11 protein-coding genes and 1 pseudogene are annotated in these 15,173 nt (G+C 71.9%); 5 read left to right on the top strand and 7 right to left on the bottom strand.

The window, feature by feature from the left end:
• Positions 1 to 80: 80 nt before the first annotated feature.
• From ADY01_RS21255 to ADY01_RS21240, 4 genes are all read right to left on the bottom strand, one after another.
• Positions 81 to 1,349: a glycosyltransferase family 4 protein gene (locus ADY01_RS21255; protein WP_049575981.1), complete on the bottom strand. Its 1,269-nt coding sequence runs from the start codon at positions 1,347 to 1,349 to the stop codon at positions 81 to 83.
• Positions 1,350 to 1,463: 114 nt separating this feature from the next.
• Entirely contained in the window at positions 1,464 to 3,863 is a 2,400-nt protein-coding gene (locus ADY01_RS21250) for a phosphoketolase (protein WP_049575977.1), read from the bottom strand.
• A gap of 40 nt (positions 3,864 to 3,903) precedes the next feature.
• Positions 3,904 to 4,302: a ChaB family protein gene (locus ADY01_RS21245; protein WP_049575995.1), complete on the bottom strand. Its 399-nt coding sequence runs from the start codon at positions 4,300 to 4,302 to the stop codon at positions 3,904 to 3,906.
• A 97-nt stretch (positions 4,303 to 4,399) separates the two neighbouring features.
• Positions 4,400 to 4,951, bottom strand: a complete 552-nt coding sequence (locus ADY01_RS21240) for a hypothetical protein (protein WP_049575975.1) — start codon at positions 4,949 to 4,951, stop codon at positions 4,400 to 4,402.
• Between the two features lie 310 nt (positions 4,952 to 5,261).
• Here ADY01_RS21240 and ADY01_RS21235 point away from each other — a divergent pair, with 310 nt between their 5' ends.
• Positions 5,262 to 6,134, top strand: a complete 873-nt coding sequence (locus tag ADY01_RS21235) for a helix-turn-helix domain-containing protein (protein ID WP_078900471.1) — start codon at positions 5,262 to 5,264, stop codon at positions 6,132 to 6,134.
• Entirely contained in the window at positions 6,131 to 6,340 is a 210-nt protein-coding gene (locus ADY01_RS21230) for a DUF397 domain-containing protein (RefSeq protein ID WP_049575969.1), read from the top strand. Before ADY01_RS21235 ends, ADY01_RS21230 begins: the two co-directional genes overlap by 4 nt.
• Positions 6,341 to 6,381: 41 nt before the next feature.
• Here ADY01_RS21230 and ADY01_RS21225 read toward each other — a convergent pair whose 3' ends face one another.
• The 3 genes and pseudogenes from ADY01_RS21225 to ADY01_RS21215 form a co-directional block, all read right to left on the bottom strand.
• Entirely contained in the window at positions 6,382 to 7,206 is an 825-nt protein-coding gene (locus tag ADY01_RS21225) for a protein kinase domain-containing protein (RefSeq protein WP_049575966.1), read from the bottom strand.
• A gap of 388 nt (positions 7,207 to 7,594) precedes the next feature.
• Positions 7,595 to 8,992 (bottom strand): annotated as a pseudogene (locus ADY01_RS21220) (glycoside hydrolase family 30 protein); the annotation flags it as partial.
• A 63-nt stretch (positions 8,993 to 9,055) separates the two neighbouring features.
• Entirely contained in the window at positions 9,056 to 11,563 is a 2,508-nt protein-coding gene (locus ADY01_RS21215) for a beta-glucosidase family protein (protein WP_049575962.1), read from the bottom strand.
• 211 nt (positions 11,564 to 11,774) lie between these two features.
• Here ADY01_RS21215 and ADY01_RS21210 point away from each other — a divergent pair, with 211 nt between their 5' ends.
• The 3 genes from ADY01_RS21210 to ADY01_RS21200 form a co-directional block, all read left to right on the top strand.
• Positions 11,775 to 12,317, top strand: coding sequence for a TetR/AcrR family transcriptional regulator (locus ADY01_RS21210; protein ID WP_049575988.1), 543 nt, complete (start codon positions 11,775 to 11,777; stop codon positions 12,315 to 12,317).
• Between the two features lie 242 nt (positions 12,318 to 12,559).
• Complete coding sequence (locus ADY01_RS21205) at positions 12,560 to 14,989, top strand: PQQ-dependent sugar dehydrogenase (RefSeq protein WP_049575985.1); 2,430 nt, start codon at positions 12,560 to 12,562, stop codon at positions 14,987 to 14,989.
• Positions 14,990 to 14,992: 3 nt separating this feature from the next.
• The coding region (locus ADY01_RS21200) for a hypothetical protein (RefSeq protein ID WP_049575959.1) at positions 14,993 to 15,173 on the top strand (181 nt) is incomplete at its 3' end.

Genomic DNA, 15,173 nt, shown 5'->3' with positions numbered 1-15,173 from the left:
GACCCCGGAGACCGCCGGGACCACCGCCGCCTCCGGCGCGGCGGTGGTCCCGGCGGTCTCCGGGGTCTGGGGGGTGTCGTTCACCGCTTGCCCTTCCGTACGGTCCTCAGGGTGGTGACGGCCAGCGCGAGCGCGGCGTCCTTGACGGCGTGTCCGCTGCCGCGCAGGGAGCGGCCCGCCCGCCGGTGGAGGGCGCCCGCGATCCGGCCGCGGGTGGTCTTCGCCTTCAGCAGGCCGGTGAACAGCTCCTCGGCCTGCTCCACGATGGGCGTCGGCCCGTACCGTTCCGAGCTGGTGAGGGCGGCGCGGCCCATGCGGCGGCGCAGCGTGTCGTCGCGGATCAGGTCGAGCAGCGCGCCGGCCAGGGCGTCCTGGTCGCCGACCGGGATCAGCCGGCCGTCCACGCGGTCCTCGATGATCTCGCCGGGGCCGTAGGGGCAGTCGGTGGAGACGACCGGCAACCCGCAGCGCATCGCCTCCACGATCGTCATCCCGAACGGCTCGAAGCTGGAGGTCACCGCGGCGATGGAGCCCTTGACCCACTCGGCCTCGATGGGCGACGCGGCGCCCATCAGGAAGACGTGGTTGTAGAGGCCGAGCTCCTCGATCAGCTCCCGCAGCCGCTCCTGCTCCTCGCCCTTGCCGTAGATCCGCAGCCGCCAGTCCGGGTGCTCGGTCGCGACCCGTTCGAAGGCGCGGATGAGCAGGTCGTGCCGCTTGGAGCGGACCAGGCGGCCCGCGGCGATCACGATGCGCCCGCTCCCGTCGGCCGGCGGCAGCGCGGGGTCGGGAACGCTGTTGGGCAGCGCGGCCACGCGCACGCCCGGCAGCTTCATCTTGCGGCGGTAGACGGCGGCGTCCGCGTGGGTGACCGTGGTCAGGGCGTCGAGGCGCGGGTAGGCGCCGCGCAGCTCGTTCCGCAGGGCGGGCGGGTGGTTGTCCAGCGTCAGGTGCTCCTGGCCGACCAGCGCGGCGCGCCGGGGGCCCTGGAGGGCGAGGTGGACGTTCAGCCCCGGGCGGGTGCCGATCACCACGTCGGAGTCCAGGTCCGACAGGCATGCCTCGATGCGCTCGTCGGTGAGCTCGCTGTACTGGTCGTAGCGGTACTCGGAGGCGGGGAAGACCCGCGCGGGCTTCTGGTGGAGGGGGTGGTCCTTCTCCGTGCGCTGATCGACCAACGGGCGCAGTCGCACTCTTGTGTCCAGGGTGAAGTTCGGCTCCTCCCGATGCCGGTGCACGGAGATGATCTCCACCTCGTGCCGTTCGGCGAGCGCACCGGCCAGATTGAACGTGGTCTTGATGGTCCCTCCGATTCCGTAGGCGTTGTGGAGGAGGAAGGAAATCTTCATGCGGAGATAGACCCTTGCGGCAAGCGCGCGGTTGCCCGGCGTTCGGCTGGAGTTCACGCGACCCCGTTCACCTCACGGGCGTTCGGAGCGGTGATCTTGAAGGTAGCGCAGGACCTACGACCTCGCCCGCCAGGTCCAGTCGGCCACCTCGGGCAGGTCGGTCCCGTGCTCGGTGATCCACTCGGTGTGCCGGAAGCGGACGTCCGCCATGTGCTGGCGGACGTGCGCCGCCCTGACCGCGAGCCCCGGCACCCGGTCGATGACGTCCATGACGAGCCGGTAGCGGTCGAGGTTGTTGCGCACCACCATGTCGAACGGCGTGGTGGTGGTGCCCTCTTCGAGGTAGCCGCGGACGTGCAGGTCCTCGTGGTTGGCCCGGCGGTAGGTCAGCCGGTGGATCAGCCACGGGTAGCCGTGGTAGGCGAAGATCACCGGCCGGTCGCGCGTGAACAGGGCGTCGTAGTCGCGGTCGGTCATCCCGTGCGGGTGCTCCTCCGCGGGGATCAGCCGGGCGATGTCCACCACGTTGACCACCCGGACGGCGAGTCCGGGGAGGTGACGGCGGAGCAGGTCGGAGGCGGCCAGCACCTCCTGGGTCGGCACGTCGCCCGCGCACGCCAGCACCACGTCCGGCTCGCGGTTGTCCGCCTCCGAGCCCGCCCACTCCCAGATACCGGCCCCCCGCGCGCAGTGGGCCCTGGCGTCCGGCAGGCTCAGCCAGTCGAAGCACGCCTGCTTGCCCGCGACCACCACGTTGACGTAGTCCCTGCTGCGCAGCGCGTGGTCCGCGACGGCGAGCAGGGTGTTGGCGTCCGGCGGCAGGTAGACGCGCACGACCCCGGGGCTCTTGTTGAGCACGTGGTCCACGAAGCCCGGGTCCTGGTGCGAGAAGCCGTTGTGGTCCTGCCGCCAGACGTGGGACGTCAGCAGGTAGGTCAACGACGCGACGGGCCGCCGCCAGGGCAGGGAGCGGGAGGTGTGCAGCCACTTGATGTGCTGGTTGGCCATCGAGTCGACGATGTGGACGAACGCCTCGTAGCTGGAGAAGAGCCCGTGACGGCCGGTGAGGAGATAGCCCTCCAGCCACCCCTGGCACAGGTGTTCGGAGAGGATCTCCATGACCCGGCCGTCCCTCGCCAGGTGCTCGTCCACCGGCAGCACCTCGGCCTCCCACGCCTTGCCGGTGGCCTCGTAGACGGCCTGGAGCCGGTTGGACGCGGTCTCGTCGGGTCCGACGAGGCGGAAGTCGCGCCGTTCGCGCGTGGCCTCCATCAGCTGGGCGAGCAGATGGCCCAGCACGGCGGTCGGCTCGTGCTGGGTGGCGCCCGGCGCGGAGACCGGGACCGCGCTGTCGGCCAGCGGCGGCATCGGCAGCTCGCGCAGCAGCAGTCCGCCGTTGGCGTGCGGGTTGGCGCCCAGCCGCCGGTCGCCCGACGGGACGGCGGACAGCACGGCGGGAACGGGCCTGCCCCGCGGGTCGAACAACTCGTCCGGCCGGTAGGAGCGCAGCCACCGCTCCAGCTGGGCGAGGTGGTCCGGGTTCTCGCGGGCTCCGGCCAGCGGTATCTGGTGGGCGCGCCAGGTGCCCTCCACCGGGAGCCCGTCCACCTCGGCCGGGCCCGTCCAGCCCTTGGGTGTGCGCAGCACGATCACCGGCCAGCGCGGCCGGCTGGTGGCGCCCTCGTGCCGGGCGGCCCTTTGATGGGCCTCGATGCGGTCGAGTGCCTCGTCCATCGCGGCGGCCAGCTCCCGGTGCACGGTCCGGGGGTCGTCGCCGGACTCGTGCAGCGGGTGGTGGCCGTAGCCGCGCAGCAGGTCGTCGAGCTCGGACTCGGGCAGCCTGGCCAGCACGGTCGGGTTGGCGATCTTGTAGCCGTTGAGGTGCAGGATCGGCAGGACGGCCCCGTCGTGGACGGGGTCGAGGAACTTGTTGGCGTGCCAGGAGCCCGCGAGCGGGCCGGTCTCGGCCTCGCCGTCGCCGATCACGCAGGCCGCGAGCAGGCCCGGGTTGTCGCAGGCCGCGCCGTAGGCGTGCGCCAGGGAGTAGCCCAGCTCGCCGCCCTCGTGGATGGAGCCGGGCGTCTCGGGCGCGGCGTGGCTGGGGACGCCGCCGGGGAAGGAGAACTGCCTGAACAGCCGGGCCATGCCGTGGCCGTCCCGCGTCACGTCCGGATAGGTGTCCGTGTAACTGCCGTCCAGCCACGAGTTGGCCAGCACGGCGGGGGCCCCGTGGCCGGGGCCCCAGACGCAGAGCGCGTCCAGGTCCCTGGCCCGGATGACGCGGTTGAGATGGGTGTGGATCAGGTTCAGGCCGGGCGAGGTGCCCCAGTGGCCGAGCAGCCGGGGCTTGATGTGCTCGGGGCGCAGCGGCTCGGTCAGCAGCGGGTTGGCGAGGAGGTAGATCTGCCCGGCGGCCAGGTAGTTCGCCGCCCGCCAGTGGGCGTCGAGGGCGGCGAGCTCGTCCTCGGGCAGCTCCTCCCCGAGCAGCTCCTTCTCCTGTCGGTCCGGCGCCATGGGCTGGGCCCCTTCCGTGTCGGCCCCGCCGGGGCTGCGTCTACCTCGCCTTGCGGGTGCGGGAGCGGTTCGCCTTGCGGACCGCGTCGAGCAGCTCGGCCTTGCCCATCCGCGAGCGGCCCTTCACGTCGAGCCGCTTGGCCATCTCGTAGAGGTGCTCCCTGCTCGCGTGCTCGTCGACGCCCTCGCCGCTGCGCCCGCCCACCTGGCGGGGCCGCGCGGAGCGGGGGTCGGACGGCCCCTTGCGCCCGCCCTCCTTGCGCTCCCAGCGGTCGCCGATCTTCTCGTAGCTGTGCTTGAGCGCGCCGTACGCGACGCGCTGCGCCCGCTGGCCGCGGCCGTACTCCTTGATCGCGGAGTCGTGCGCCTTGATCCAGGTGCGCTGCGCCCCGGACGGCGACCGTTCGAGGGTCGAGGGAAGATCCTTGCGTCCCGGCACGGTGACCACCTCCGTGTGCTGTGTGTCGTGTGCCGTCGTACTTCGACCCCGGCGAGTACCCCCTCCGGGACCGGTGAAACGGCAGGTGAGCGGCCGTTCAACGAGTGAGGGTGCAGCGGGTGAGCTCGATGACGAGCTGCGAGGCCAGGAACCAGTTCGCGGACGGGTGGCCGTAGGGGAGGTATCCGTCGTCGGGGGCCGGGACGAGGCGTCGGCCGCCGTCCGCCGGGGTGAAGAAGCCGCCGAACGCGCCCCAGACGCGAGGCTTGCGGGAGCGGACGAAGACCGGGTCCTTCAGATGCGGGCAGTACCGGAGGGCCAGGGTCGCGCACGGCTCGCACACCGGCGGCTTGGTGGACAGCGCCCCCTCGGACCAGTTCGCGAGCCGCTCGGCGGGCGGCGGGGGCTGGACCAGGAACAGCCACCCCTCCGCGGTGCGGCTCGCCGGGCCGCCGCAGACCTGGCACAGCCTGTGGAACATGACGTGCCGCTGCCGGTAGGAGTGCAACGCGCGGTAGTTCGGCCGTCCCTCACCCGGTGCCTCGATGAGGCGGGCCCACAGAACGCCGTGCCGGTCCCGGTCCCGGGGCGTCTCCTCCCGGTAGGCCAGCCCCGTGCCGTCCGGCCGGATCGTCAACGCGCCCCGCACGGCGGCGGTTTCGGCACTCCACGCGGCGGCGTACGGAACGGGCAGCCGATTCGGCCCCCACAGCAACGGTGATCGAACGAGTGAGTCAGTGTTCGCCGCCATAGCAAGTCAGCCCTTCTCTCATGCCCCTTGGTGCTCATACGGTGGCGCTGGGTAGTGACTGAGCGCAATAGAATCTGCTGAGAATCAGTCTGGCTACGCAAATTGGCACATGCCAGGGCATTCGCATGGCTTCCACGGCCCGCCGGATCGATGCCAGGCTGAACACAAGGCAGGCGCAGGTACGCACGTGCGCCGGAACGGAGAGCACATGGCAGCACGACCGCAGCCAACGGCCAGGCGCATCAGCCTCGGACACGAACTGCGGCAGTTGCGCAAGGAAGCCGGGCTCACCATGGCGGAGGCCGTCAAGGACCTGCCGTTCGACGAGAGCACGCTCCAACGCGTCGAGACCGGCTGGAAGTCCTTCCGCCAGGCCGGGCATCTGCGAGACCTGCTTGAGCGCTACGGCATCACGGACGATGACGAGGTGGACCGGTTGGTGGCGCTCCAGCGCGAGGCGTCGAGCCGGGAGTGGTGGACCGGGACGGGGACCACCATGCTCTCGGGAATGCCGCGCTTCCTCGGTGTCGAGTCCATCGCCCGGGAGATCCGGATGTTTCATCCGACGGTCGTCCCGGGACTGCTCCAGACCGAGGCGTACGCCCAGGCCGTTCACGATCTGCACAAGCCCATCGACGAGACGACCACGGAGTTCGTCCAGCAGAGCGTGCAGCTCCGGATGAAGCGGAAAGAGGCCCTGACGCGCGAGGAGGATCCCCTGAAGCTCTGGGCGATCCTGTACGAGCCCGCGTTGCGTTACTCCCTGGGTGACGCGCAAACCATGCACGGGCAGTACGCCGCGCTGGCCGAACTCGCCGCCCTGGAGAACGTGACGCTTCAAGTGCTCCCTCAGGCGGGGAGCGGCTACGTAGCCTTCCACCACGTCAACATCATGATTCTCGGCGATGGTCTGCCGACCACGGTTCAGACGGACACCGCGTGGTTCACCGTCGCCGTCTCCGACAAGCCGCGCGAGGTCGGGCGGTTTGCCCGCATGTTCGACGCGATGGCGGCGGGGGCCCTGCCTCCCGGCGACACCGTGAAGCTCCTTCACCAACTATCGAGAGAGGTCTCAGGATGAACAGCCTGGAGGGCGCTGCGTGGTTCAAATCGTCCTACAGCAACGGCGGGGGTGAGTGCGTGGAGGTCGCCGGTCTGACGGGGACCGTCTGCGGTGGTGTCGCCGTGCGTGATTCCAAGGAGCGTTCCGGGCCTGCCCTGTTGGTGAGCCCTGGTTCGTTCGCCGCGTTCGTGACGGGCGTGCGCGAGGGCCGTTGCGGCGGCTGATCCGCTTCCGGCGGGAGGCCGCCGTCCCGCCGGGCGGTGGCCTACGTCAACGCGTCGCACACCTGGGCGACAGTCGGCCGATCGGTCGGGACGGGGCTCAGCATCGCTTCGACGATCGAGCCCAGCGGCCCCGGAATGGTGACCTTCCGGTGATGCCCTTTCGCGATCACCCGCCGCTGCTCTTCCCGCTCCGCGTCGGGCGGGAACTCCACGGCCCTGAGCCCTGTCACGCTGATGAAGAGACTCGCCCCCAGCCCGAAGACGTCGCTCTCCCGGGTCGGCACGGCGTAACCCTGCTCAAGGACACTGCGCGAGATCTCGGGGCTCTCGTACATGACCAGGCAGCCGCGGAACGGGAAATCGTAGGCTTCGGGGATGTCGCCCCCGTGGGCCAGGCCGAGGTCGATCACATGGGTACGCTGATCGCCGATGATGAAGTGGTGCGGCTGCACGTCACCGTGTACCCAACCCGCGTCGTGCAGTTGGGCGAGTTCCTTCGCGCACGACAGGGCTTCGGCCATCTGCGTGTCCGTGTCGCGGCTGCCCTCCCGGTGGCCTTCCCAGAGCTCCCAGAGGCTTTCGCCGTTCCGCCAGGGCTGCACGCTCCACGTGCCATGCTCCCACTCTCCCCAGTGAATCCCCTCGCGTCCGAGTTGGCGGAGGATCGCCGCTTCCCTGGCGGGGGCCAGGGCCGTGAAGGTGTGGGTGGGGGAGGAGACATATCCGAGTTTCACGGCGTGTCGGCGACGCTCCTCATCGGTGACGCGCCAGACGGAGGAACCGCGCCGGTTCATGACCAGGCGGCTCGAACGCGGGCGGAGTAACAGCCGGATATCTTCGGTTGGTTCGTAAGGTCCAGCACTCATGACGTGTCCGTCTGTCGTCAATGGATCGGGCCGGCCCCCATCACAGGAACCGGCCCTTCGTACGTGCGTGGCGGATGATACTCCCGCACGCTCCCCCCGAGGGGTTTCAGTGGCTGTAGTCGCGTCCGTCGTCGGAATCCCCGGGAGTCTTGCCGGGCTCCGTGGGGGCGTCGTCGTCCACGTCGTCATCATCACCCATGGCGACCACGGCGAAGGCCGAGAGCATCTGACCGCCTCCTCATCCCTCTGGTCCACCCGAACTACCCGCCCCGACACAGGTTCCATGCTGCTCACGGGGAGCGCAGGGGAGCACTCGGACCTCCAGGTGGGCGCCGGCCGCCGCCCGGTGTGTGGGCGGCGGCCCGGGGGGTCAGGCCGGGGGGCTGGCCCAGGTGTAGGTGGCGATCGCGCCGGGCGGGAGGGTGGCGTGGAGCGAGCGGCCCGACTCGGTGATGGAGAACGTCTGCTCGCCGCCGGACGCGTTCACCACGTAGGCGACGCGGGAGCCGTCCGGGTTCTCGAACGCGACGTTCTGCACGCCGCCCGGACCCTGGCTGGTGGAGCCGATGCGGACCGCGCCCGGCTCGACGAACTTCGCCAGGTGGCCCAGCACGTAGTACTCGGCCCCGCGCGTGACCTGCGAGCCGTTGATCTCGACCACGCCGTTGCAGCGGTTGTCGCAGTGGCCCTGGTGCGGGCCGCCGTTCTGGTCGAGGGCGAGGTTCCAGGTGATCACGGTCTCGCCGCCGCTGCGCATGTTGCGGACCACCAGGTTCTCGGCCTGCCAGCGCAGGCTGTCGCTGAACGTCTGGGCCGGGGTGGCGGAGTCCGTGCCCGAGCACTCGGTGAAGAAGACCCGCTCGCCCGCGTCGCTGATCTGCGCCTGCGACTCGGGGGAGCCGCCGTAGCAGTGGAACGCCGCGCCGATCACGCGGTCGATGTCCTGGGTGGCGCCCAGGACTTCGAGCGGGTAGCCGGGGGTGTCCCAGTTGTGGTCGTACGCCAGCACGCTGGTGTCGAGGCCCGCGGCGCCCAGCGCGCCGTCCAGCACCCGCAGGAACGCGGCCTGTTCGGAGGGGGTCATGGACATCGAGGGGTAACTCGTGGCGAACTGCGGCTCGTTCTGCACCGTCAGGTCGCTCAGCGGGATGCCCGCCTCCCCGTAGGCCGAGATCGCCCGGACCAGGTAGTCGGCGTAGTCCTGGTAGTTCTCGGTGCGCAGGCTGCCGCCGTTGAGGGAGTCGCCCGTCTTCATCCACGCGGGCGGGGACCAGGGGCTGCCCATGAAGCGGATGTCCGGGTTGACGCTCCTGGCGTCGGTGAGGACCGGGATGATCTCCTGGCGGTCGCGGTCGATGGAGAACTGCCCCGGGGTGTCCTCGTAGGTGTAGAAGGAGCCGGAGTTGAAGTCGGTCGAACCGAGCGGCTGGCGCAGGTAGTTCAGCCCGATGCCGTCGCCCTCCGAGGAGAACAGGGAGGTGATCAGCGCGTCCCGCTCGCCCTGGGGGAGCGCGCTGATCAGGCCGGCCGACGCCTCGGTGACGGAGGCGCCCGCGCCGGTGAACGGCTGGTGCCGCACGCGGGAGTCGACGCTGATATCGATGGCGAGCGGGGAGCCGGTGAACGACGCCTCGCCCTGCTGGGCCAGGCGCGTGCCGCCGTCCGGGGTGGTCAGCCAGACGTCCGCGGTGGAGTCGGCGGCCCGCGCGGGCTCGGCGAGGCCGGCCGCCGCCAGCGTCAGCCCGGCCGCGAGCAGGGCAAGCCGTCGGGAACGGGTTCTGGTCATGGTGAGCGGCTCCTTCACTGTGGGGGGATGCTGCCGCGGTCCACGGGGGCGTGGGGGCCCGGGTCACACCTCCACGTCGGAGGTCAGCCGCAGGTCGCGGCTGGAGCGGCCGATGTGGACGCGGTACCGGCCGCGGGGCGTGCGCCAGGCCGCGGCGACCGGGTCCCAGACGCGGAACGCCTGGCCCGGCACGGTCACGGTGACGGTCGCCGACTCCCCGGCGGGCACGCGCGCCCCGGCGAACCCGGCGAACGTCAGCAGCGGGCGCTCGGGCCCGTCCTGCGGGGCCTCGACGTAGACCTGCACGACCTCGCGCCCCGCGCGGGGCCCGGTGTTGGCCAGCCGGACGGTCAGCAGCAGGTCGTCGCCCGCGGCCAGGTGGCCCGCCGCCGCGGCCACGGAGTCGTAGCGCCAGCTGGTCCACCCCAGGCCGTGCCCGAACGGGAAGGCGGGGGTGCGTCCGGCGCGGTCCCAGCCGCGGTGACCGACGTCGAGCCCCTCGGCGTAGGACACGACGCCGGCCACCGGGCGGGCGTGCGACACGGGCACGTCCTCGGCGCGGGCGGGCAGGGTGCACGGCAGGCGGCCGGCCGGCTCGGCGCGGCCCAGCAGCACGTCGGCCAGCGCGTGGCCCGCCTCCTGGCCCGGCAGCCAGGCCCACAGCAGCGCGGGCACCTCCGCCTCCGTCCAGGGCAGCAGGACGGGGGCGCCCGCGTTGACGACCACGACGGTGCGCGGGTTGGCCTCGGCGACCCGGCGGACCAGCTCCTCCTGGTGGCCGGGGAGGGCGAGGCCCTCGCGGTCCCAGCCCTCGGACTCGACCTCCTCGTTGGTCCCGACGACCACCACGGCGACATCCGCCGCCCGCGCGGCGGCGACCGCGTCGGCGATCTCCTCGGCCGGGGTGGTCCCGGGCGGCAGGTGGCGCACATGGGCGGTGACCAGGTGGCCGTAGCCCTCGGCGTCCACCACCGTCAGGTCGATCTCCAGGCGGACGCGGCGCGGCGCGGACCCGACGGCCAGCTCCACCTGCGTTCCCGCCGGGTGGTGGTGGCTGGAGTCGAGGACCAGGCCCACGCCGCGGTCGTCGTCGCCCGAGGCGACGACCTCGCCGTCCACCCGCACCTCGAACCGGCCGACCGCGCCGAACTCCACGGTGTGCGTGCCCGGTTGGGTCAGCGCCAGCTCACCGGTCAGCAGCACCCGGTGCGTTCCGGCGGGGAAGTCGTGGAAGTCCCCCCAGTCGCCCGTGGCGCGTAGCGCGCCGTCCAGGCGCGTCCCGGCGGCGTCCAGGTACGCGGCGCGCAGCCCCTCGCCGAGCAGGGCGGGGTCGATGAACGGCGGATGGCGGCGGTCGTCGCCGCCGCGGTGCACGGTCAGCGCCACATGGGGCGGGAGCGCCGCGCGCAGGCCCTCCTGGAAGCCGACGGTGCGGACGGCGGGCACATACGCGCTGCCGCCGCCCTGGAAGTAGGGCGCGACCGCGTTGGGGCCGATCAGCGCGACCCGGGACAGCGCGGCGCGCGCCAGCGGCAGCAGCCCGTCCCGGTCGCGCAGCAGCACCGTCGAACGGGTCGCGACCTCGCGCAGCAGCGTGAACTCGGCCTCCGTCGGCCCGGCCGGGGGCACGGGCCGTTCGCCGGGCCCGTACGGCTCGGAGAGGCGCCCGACCCGGCGGGCCAGCCGCAGCAGCCGCAGCACCTTGTCGTCCACGACCGACTCGGGCACGTCGCCCGCCTCGACGGCGGCGGTGAGCGCGTCGCCCCAGGGCCCGTCCGGGCCCGGCATCACCAGGTCGAGGCCGCCGACCGCGGAGGCGACCGTGGTGCGGGTCGCCGCCCAGTCGCTCACCACGGGACCCGAGAAGTGCCACTCGCCCTTCAGCACGCCGCGCAGCAGCCCGATGTGCTCGGACATGGGCGCGGTCTCGGTGCCGTCGTCGACGCCCGAGTAGGCGGACATCACCGTCCAGGCGTCGGCCTCGGCGATCAGGGTCTCGAACGGCGCGAGGTAGACCTCGCGCAGCGTGCGCTCGTCCAGGCGGGCCACGTAGGTGGTGCGCTCGGTCTCCGAGTCGTTGGCCACGAAGTGCTTGGGGCAGCCGGCCACGCCGTGCCGCTGGAGGCCGCGGACCAGGGCGGCGGCGATCGTTCCGGTCAGCAGCGGGTCCTCGGCGACGTACTCGAAGTGGCGCCCGGCCACCGGCGTGCGCTGGAGGTTGACCGCGGGCGCCAGCACGACGTCCACGCCCTTGCGCCGCGCCTCGGCCGCGAAGAGCGCGCCGAGCCGCTCGGCCAGCTCCACGTCCCAGGTCGCGCCGACGGCGCTGGGCGCCGGGGCCAGCAGCCCGGTGGCGCCCGGGATCTCGCCGGTGCCGCGCACGCCCTGCGGGCCGTCGGACATCACCACCGGGTGCAGCCCGAGCCGTGGCTCGGCCGGCATGGCCCACAGGGTCGCCCCGGTCAGCAGCCGCACCTTGGACGCGACGTCGAGGCCGCGGACCCGGCGCGCCAGCTCGGCGTCGTCAGGGGCGGCCGCCGAGGCCGCGGCCGGGGTGGAGAGGGAGGTCATGGGTGTCCTGTTCTTCGGGCGAGCGGCCGGTACGGAACCGATGAAAGCAGACCTACCAAGTGGTTAGTAAGGTGCTTTTGGTTCCGGAACCGATCCGGCGCCGCGACCTCCACTCCTGCCGGAGGGCAGGGAAAGCGGGACCGGCATGCCCCCTTCGCACACCTCCCAGGCCGCCAGGACGCGCCGGCGGGACGAGATCCTCCGCATCGCCATGGAGACGTTCGCCACCCGCGGCTACCACAACGCCTCGCTCGCCGAGATCGCCGAGCGCGCGGGCCTCACCCAGGCCGGGGTGCTCCACCACTTCCGGTCGAAGGCCGGGCTGCTGACGGGCGTTCTGGACCTGCGGGACCGGGACGACATCGCGGCGCTGGGCGAGGAGCGCCCGCGCGGGCTCGCGTTCCTGCGGCATCTGGTGGAGACCGCCGCGCGCAACGCGGAGCGGGAGGGCATCGTGCGGCTCTACGCGGTGCTGTCGGCGGAGAGCGTGACCGAGGGGCACCCGGCGCAGGAGTACTTCGCGGCGCGCTACGAGGGGTTGCGGGCGCTGCTGGTCGAGGCGCTCGAAGAGGCGGGCACGCTGGGGGAGATACCGGCGGGTCTGGACCCCACGGCCGCGGCCTGTGCCGTCATCGCGGTGATGGACGGCCTCCAGGTGCAGTGGCTGCTGGCGCCGGGCGAGGTGGACATGGCGGCGGCCACCGAGCTGGTGATCGGGGCGCTTCTCGGTCGTCCGCTGTCCGAGGCGGGCTGAAAGCGGTCCGTTCCGGACAGATCGCCCGCCCACTTTGTCCGCGTGGTGGATGAAGTTCGCGCTTCTCGTTTCAAAGGGGTTTCCACTGAGGGAGAAAGTCGTTACCGTCCCTGTTGTGTACCGGTCACTCCCGGACTGCGTGGCCACCCCCCTCCTCTGACGGCCGTGCGGTTCCTCGGCGCGGCGGCGCGCGCCTGTGCGAGAGCTCAACCCCCCACCCGTGCGCTAGACGGAGGATGCGCGTGCACAGGACAATTCACAAGGTCACCGCCGCACTGGCGGGCGCGTTGCTCGTCGCGGGCACCGTCGCCTTGACCTCGACCACCACCTCGGCAGACGAGCCGCCCCAAACGGCCGCCGCCGAGTTCCAGCAGGTGACGCTCGCCAAGGGCGAAGCCGAGATGGGCGAGCCGATGTCGCTCGCCGTACTGCCGGACCGCTCCGTGCTGCACACGGCCCGGAACGGAACGCTCCGGATCACCGACGCCGACGGCAACACCAGCGTCGCCGGGCAGATCCCGGTCTACTCGCACGACGAGGAGGGCCTGCAAGGCGTCGGCGTCGACCCGGACTTCGCGAGCAACCGCTTCGTCTATCTCTATTACGCACCCCCGCTCAGCACCCCGGGCGGCGACTCCCCGAGCGAGGGCTCGGCCGGGGACTTCGCCCCGTACGACGGTGTCAACCGGCTCTCCCGCTTCACGCTGAACGAGGACAACACGCTGAACCTCGGCAGCGAGACGGAGATCCTGGACGTCGCCGCCAGCCGTGGCCAGTGCTGCCACGTCGGCGGGGACATCGACTTCGACGCCGAGGGCAACCTGTACCTCTCCACGGGCGACGACACCAACCCGTTCGCCTCGGACGGCTACACCCCGATCGACGAGCGGGCGAACCGCAACCCCGCCTTCGACGCGCAGCGTTCGGCCGGCAACACCAACGACCTGCGCGGCAAGGTGCTGCGGATCCACGTCAACGACGACGGCAGCTACGCGATCCCGGACGGCAACCTGTTCGCGCAGGGGACCGAGGGCACCAGGCCCGAGATCTACGCGATGGGCTTCCGCAACCCGTTCCGGATGAGTGTCGACAAGGCGACCGGCACGGTCTACGTCGGTGACTACGGCCCCGACGCGGGCGCCGCGTCCGGCACCCGCGGCCCCGGCGGACAGGTCGAGTTCAACCGGATCACCGAGCCCGGCAACTTCGGCTGGCCCTACTGCACCGGTGACCAGGACGCCTACATCGACTACGACTTCGGCAACGGCTCCTCCGGCTCGGCGTTCAACTGCTCCGCCCCGGTCAACAACTCGCCGAACAACACCGGGCTCACCGAGTTGCCCCCCGCGCAGCCCGCGTGGATCCCCTACGACGGCAACTCCGTCCCCGAGTTCGGCGGCGGCTCCGAGTCCCCGATGGCGGGTCCGGTCTACACCTACGACCCGGACCTCCAGTCCTCGGTCAAGTTCCCCGAGGAGTTCGACGGCGACTTCTTCGCCACCGAGTTCGGCCGCCGCTGGATCAGGAACGTCGACCAGGACGGCAGCGGCAACGTCCAGGCCATCAACGAGTTCCCGTGGACGGGCACCCAGGTGATGGACAGCGCCTTCGGGCCCGACGGCGCCCTGTACGTGCTGGACTACGGCACCGGCTGGTTCGCCGGCGACGAGAACAGCGCGCTGTACCGGATCGAGGCCGTGAGCGAGGGCGGGCTCGCCCCGATCGCGGAGGCGTCCGGCGACCCGACCTCGGGCGCCGCGCCGCTCGCGGTCCAGTTCTCCTCGGAGGGCAGCACGGACCCGGACGGCGACACGCTCTCCTACGCCTGGGACTTCGGCGACGGGGCGACCTCCACCGAGGCCGCTCCCAGCCACACCTACACAGAGAACGGCGACTACACGGCCGACCTGACGGTCACCGACGCGGCGGGCCTCACCGCCTCCGCCTCGGTCCAGGTCAGCGTCGGCAACACGGCCCCGACCGTGGAGCTGCACCTGCCGGAGGAGGGACAGCTCGTCAACTTCGGCGACGCCGTGCCCTTCGAGATCACGGTGACGGACCCCGAGGACGGCGAGATCGACTGCGAGAACGTCACCCTCACCTTCATCCTCGGCCACGACAGCCACGGCCACGCGCTGACCTCGACCACCGGCTGCTCCGGCACGCTCCAGACGCTGGAGGACGGCGAGCACGACCCCAACGCCAACATCTACGGGGTCTGGGACGCCGAGTACACCGACAGCGGCGGCCTCACCGGCCGGGACCAGAACGTCACGCAGACCAAGACCCGGCAGGCCGAGCACTTCGACGACATGAGCGGCGTCGTGATCAACGACTACGCCTCCGCCCACGGCGGGCGCGCGGTCGGGTCGATCGAGAACGGCGACTGGATCTCGTTCGAGCCGTACGAGCTCAGCAACGCCACCGAGTTCGGCGCGCGCGTCGCGTCGGGCGGTGCCGGCGGCACCATCACGATCCGCTCCGGCGCCCCCGACGGCCCGGCGATCGGGACCGTGGATGTGCCGGGCACCGGCGGCTGGGAGACCTACGCCGACGTGAACACCACGCTTTCCGGGCAGCCGGACGGTACGACCTCGCTCTACCTCACCTTCAGCGGTGGAGCGGGCGGCCTGCTCGACATCGACGACTTCACCTTCACCACAGGGGAGTAGCGCATGACCGATCGGACGAAACGCACGCGGCGGCTCGCCTGCTGGGCGGCCCTCGGCCTCCTCGGCGCCGCGGCCCTTCCCGCGGCGGCGAACGCCACCGCCACCACCACCACTTCCACCCCCACCTCCACCCCCGCGGCGGCGCCGGTCGCGGTGGTGGAGGTGGGGGTGGAAGTGGTGGTGG

The sequence above is a fragment of the Streptomyces sp. SBT349 genome (assembly GCF_001083795.1).
Classification (GTDB): Bacteria; Actinomycetota; Actinomycetes; order Streptomycetales; family Streptomycetaceae; genus Streptomyces.
Note: the sequence above shows the minus strand (reverse complement) of the source record. Positions and strands in the feature narration are given on the sequence as shown.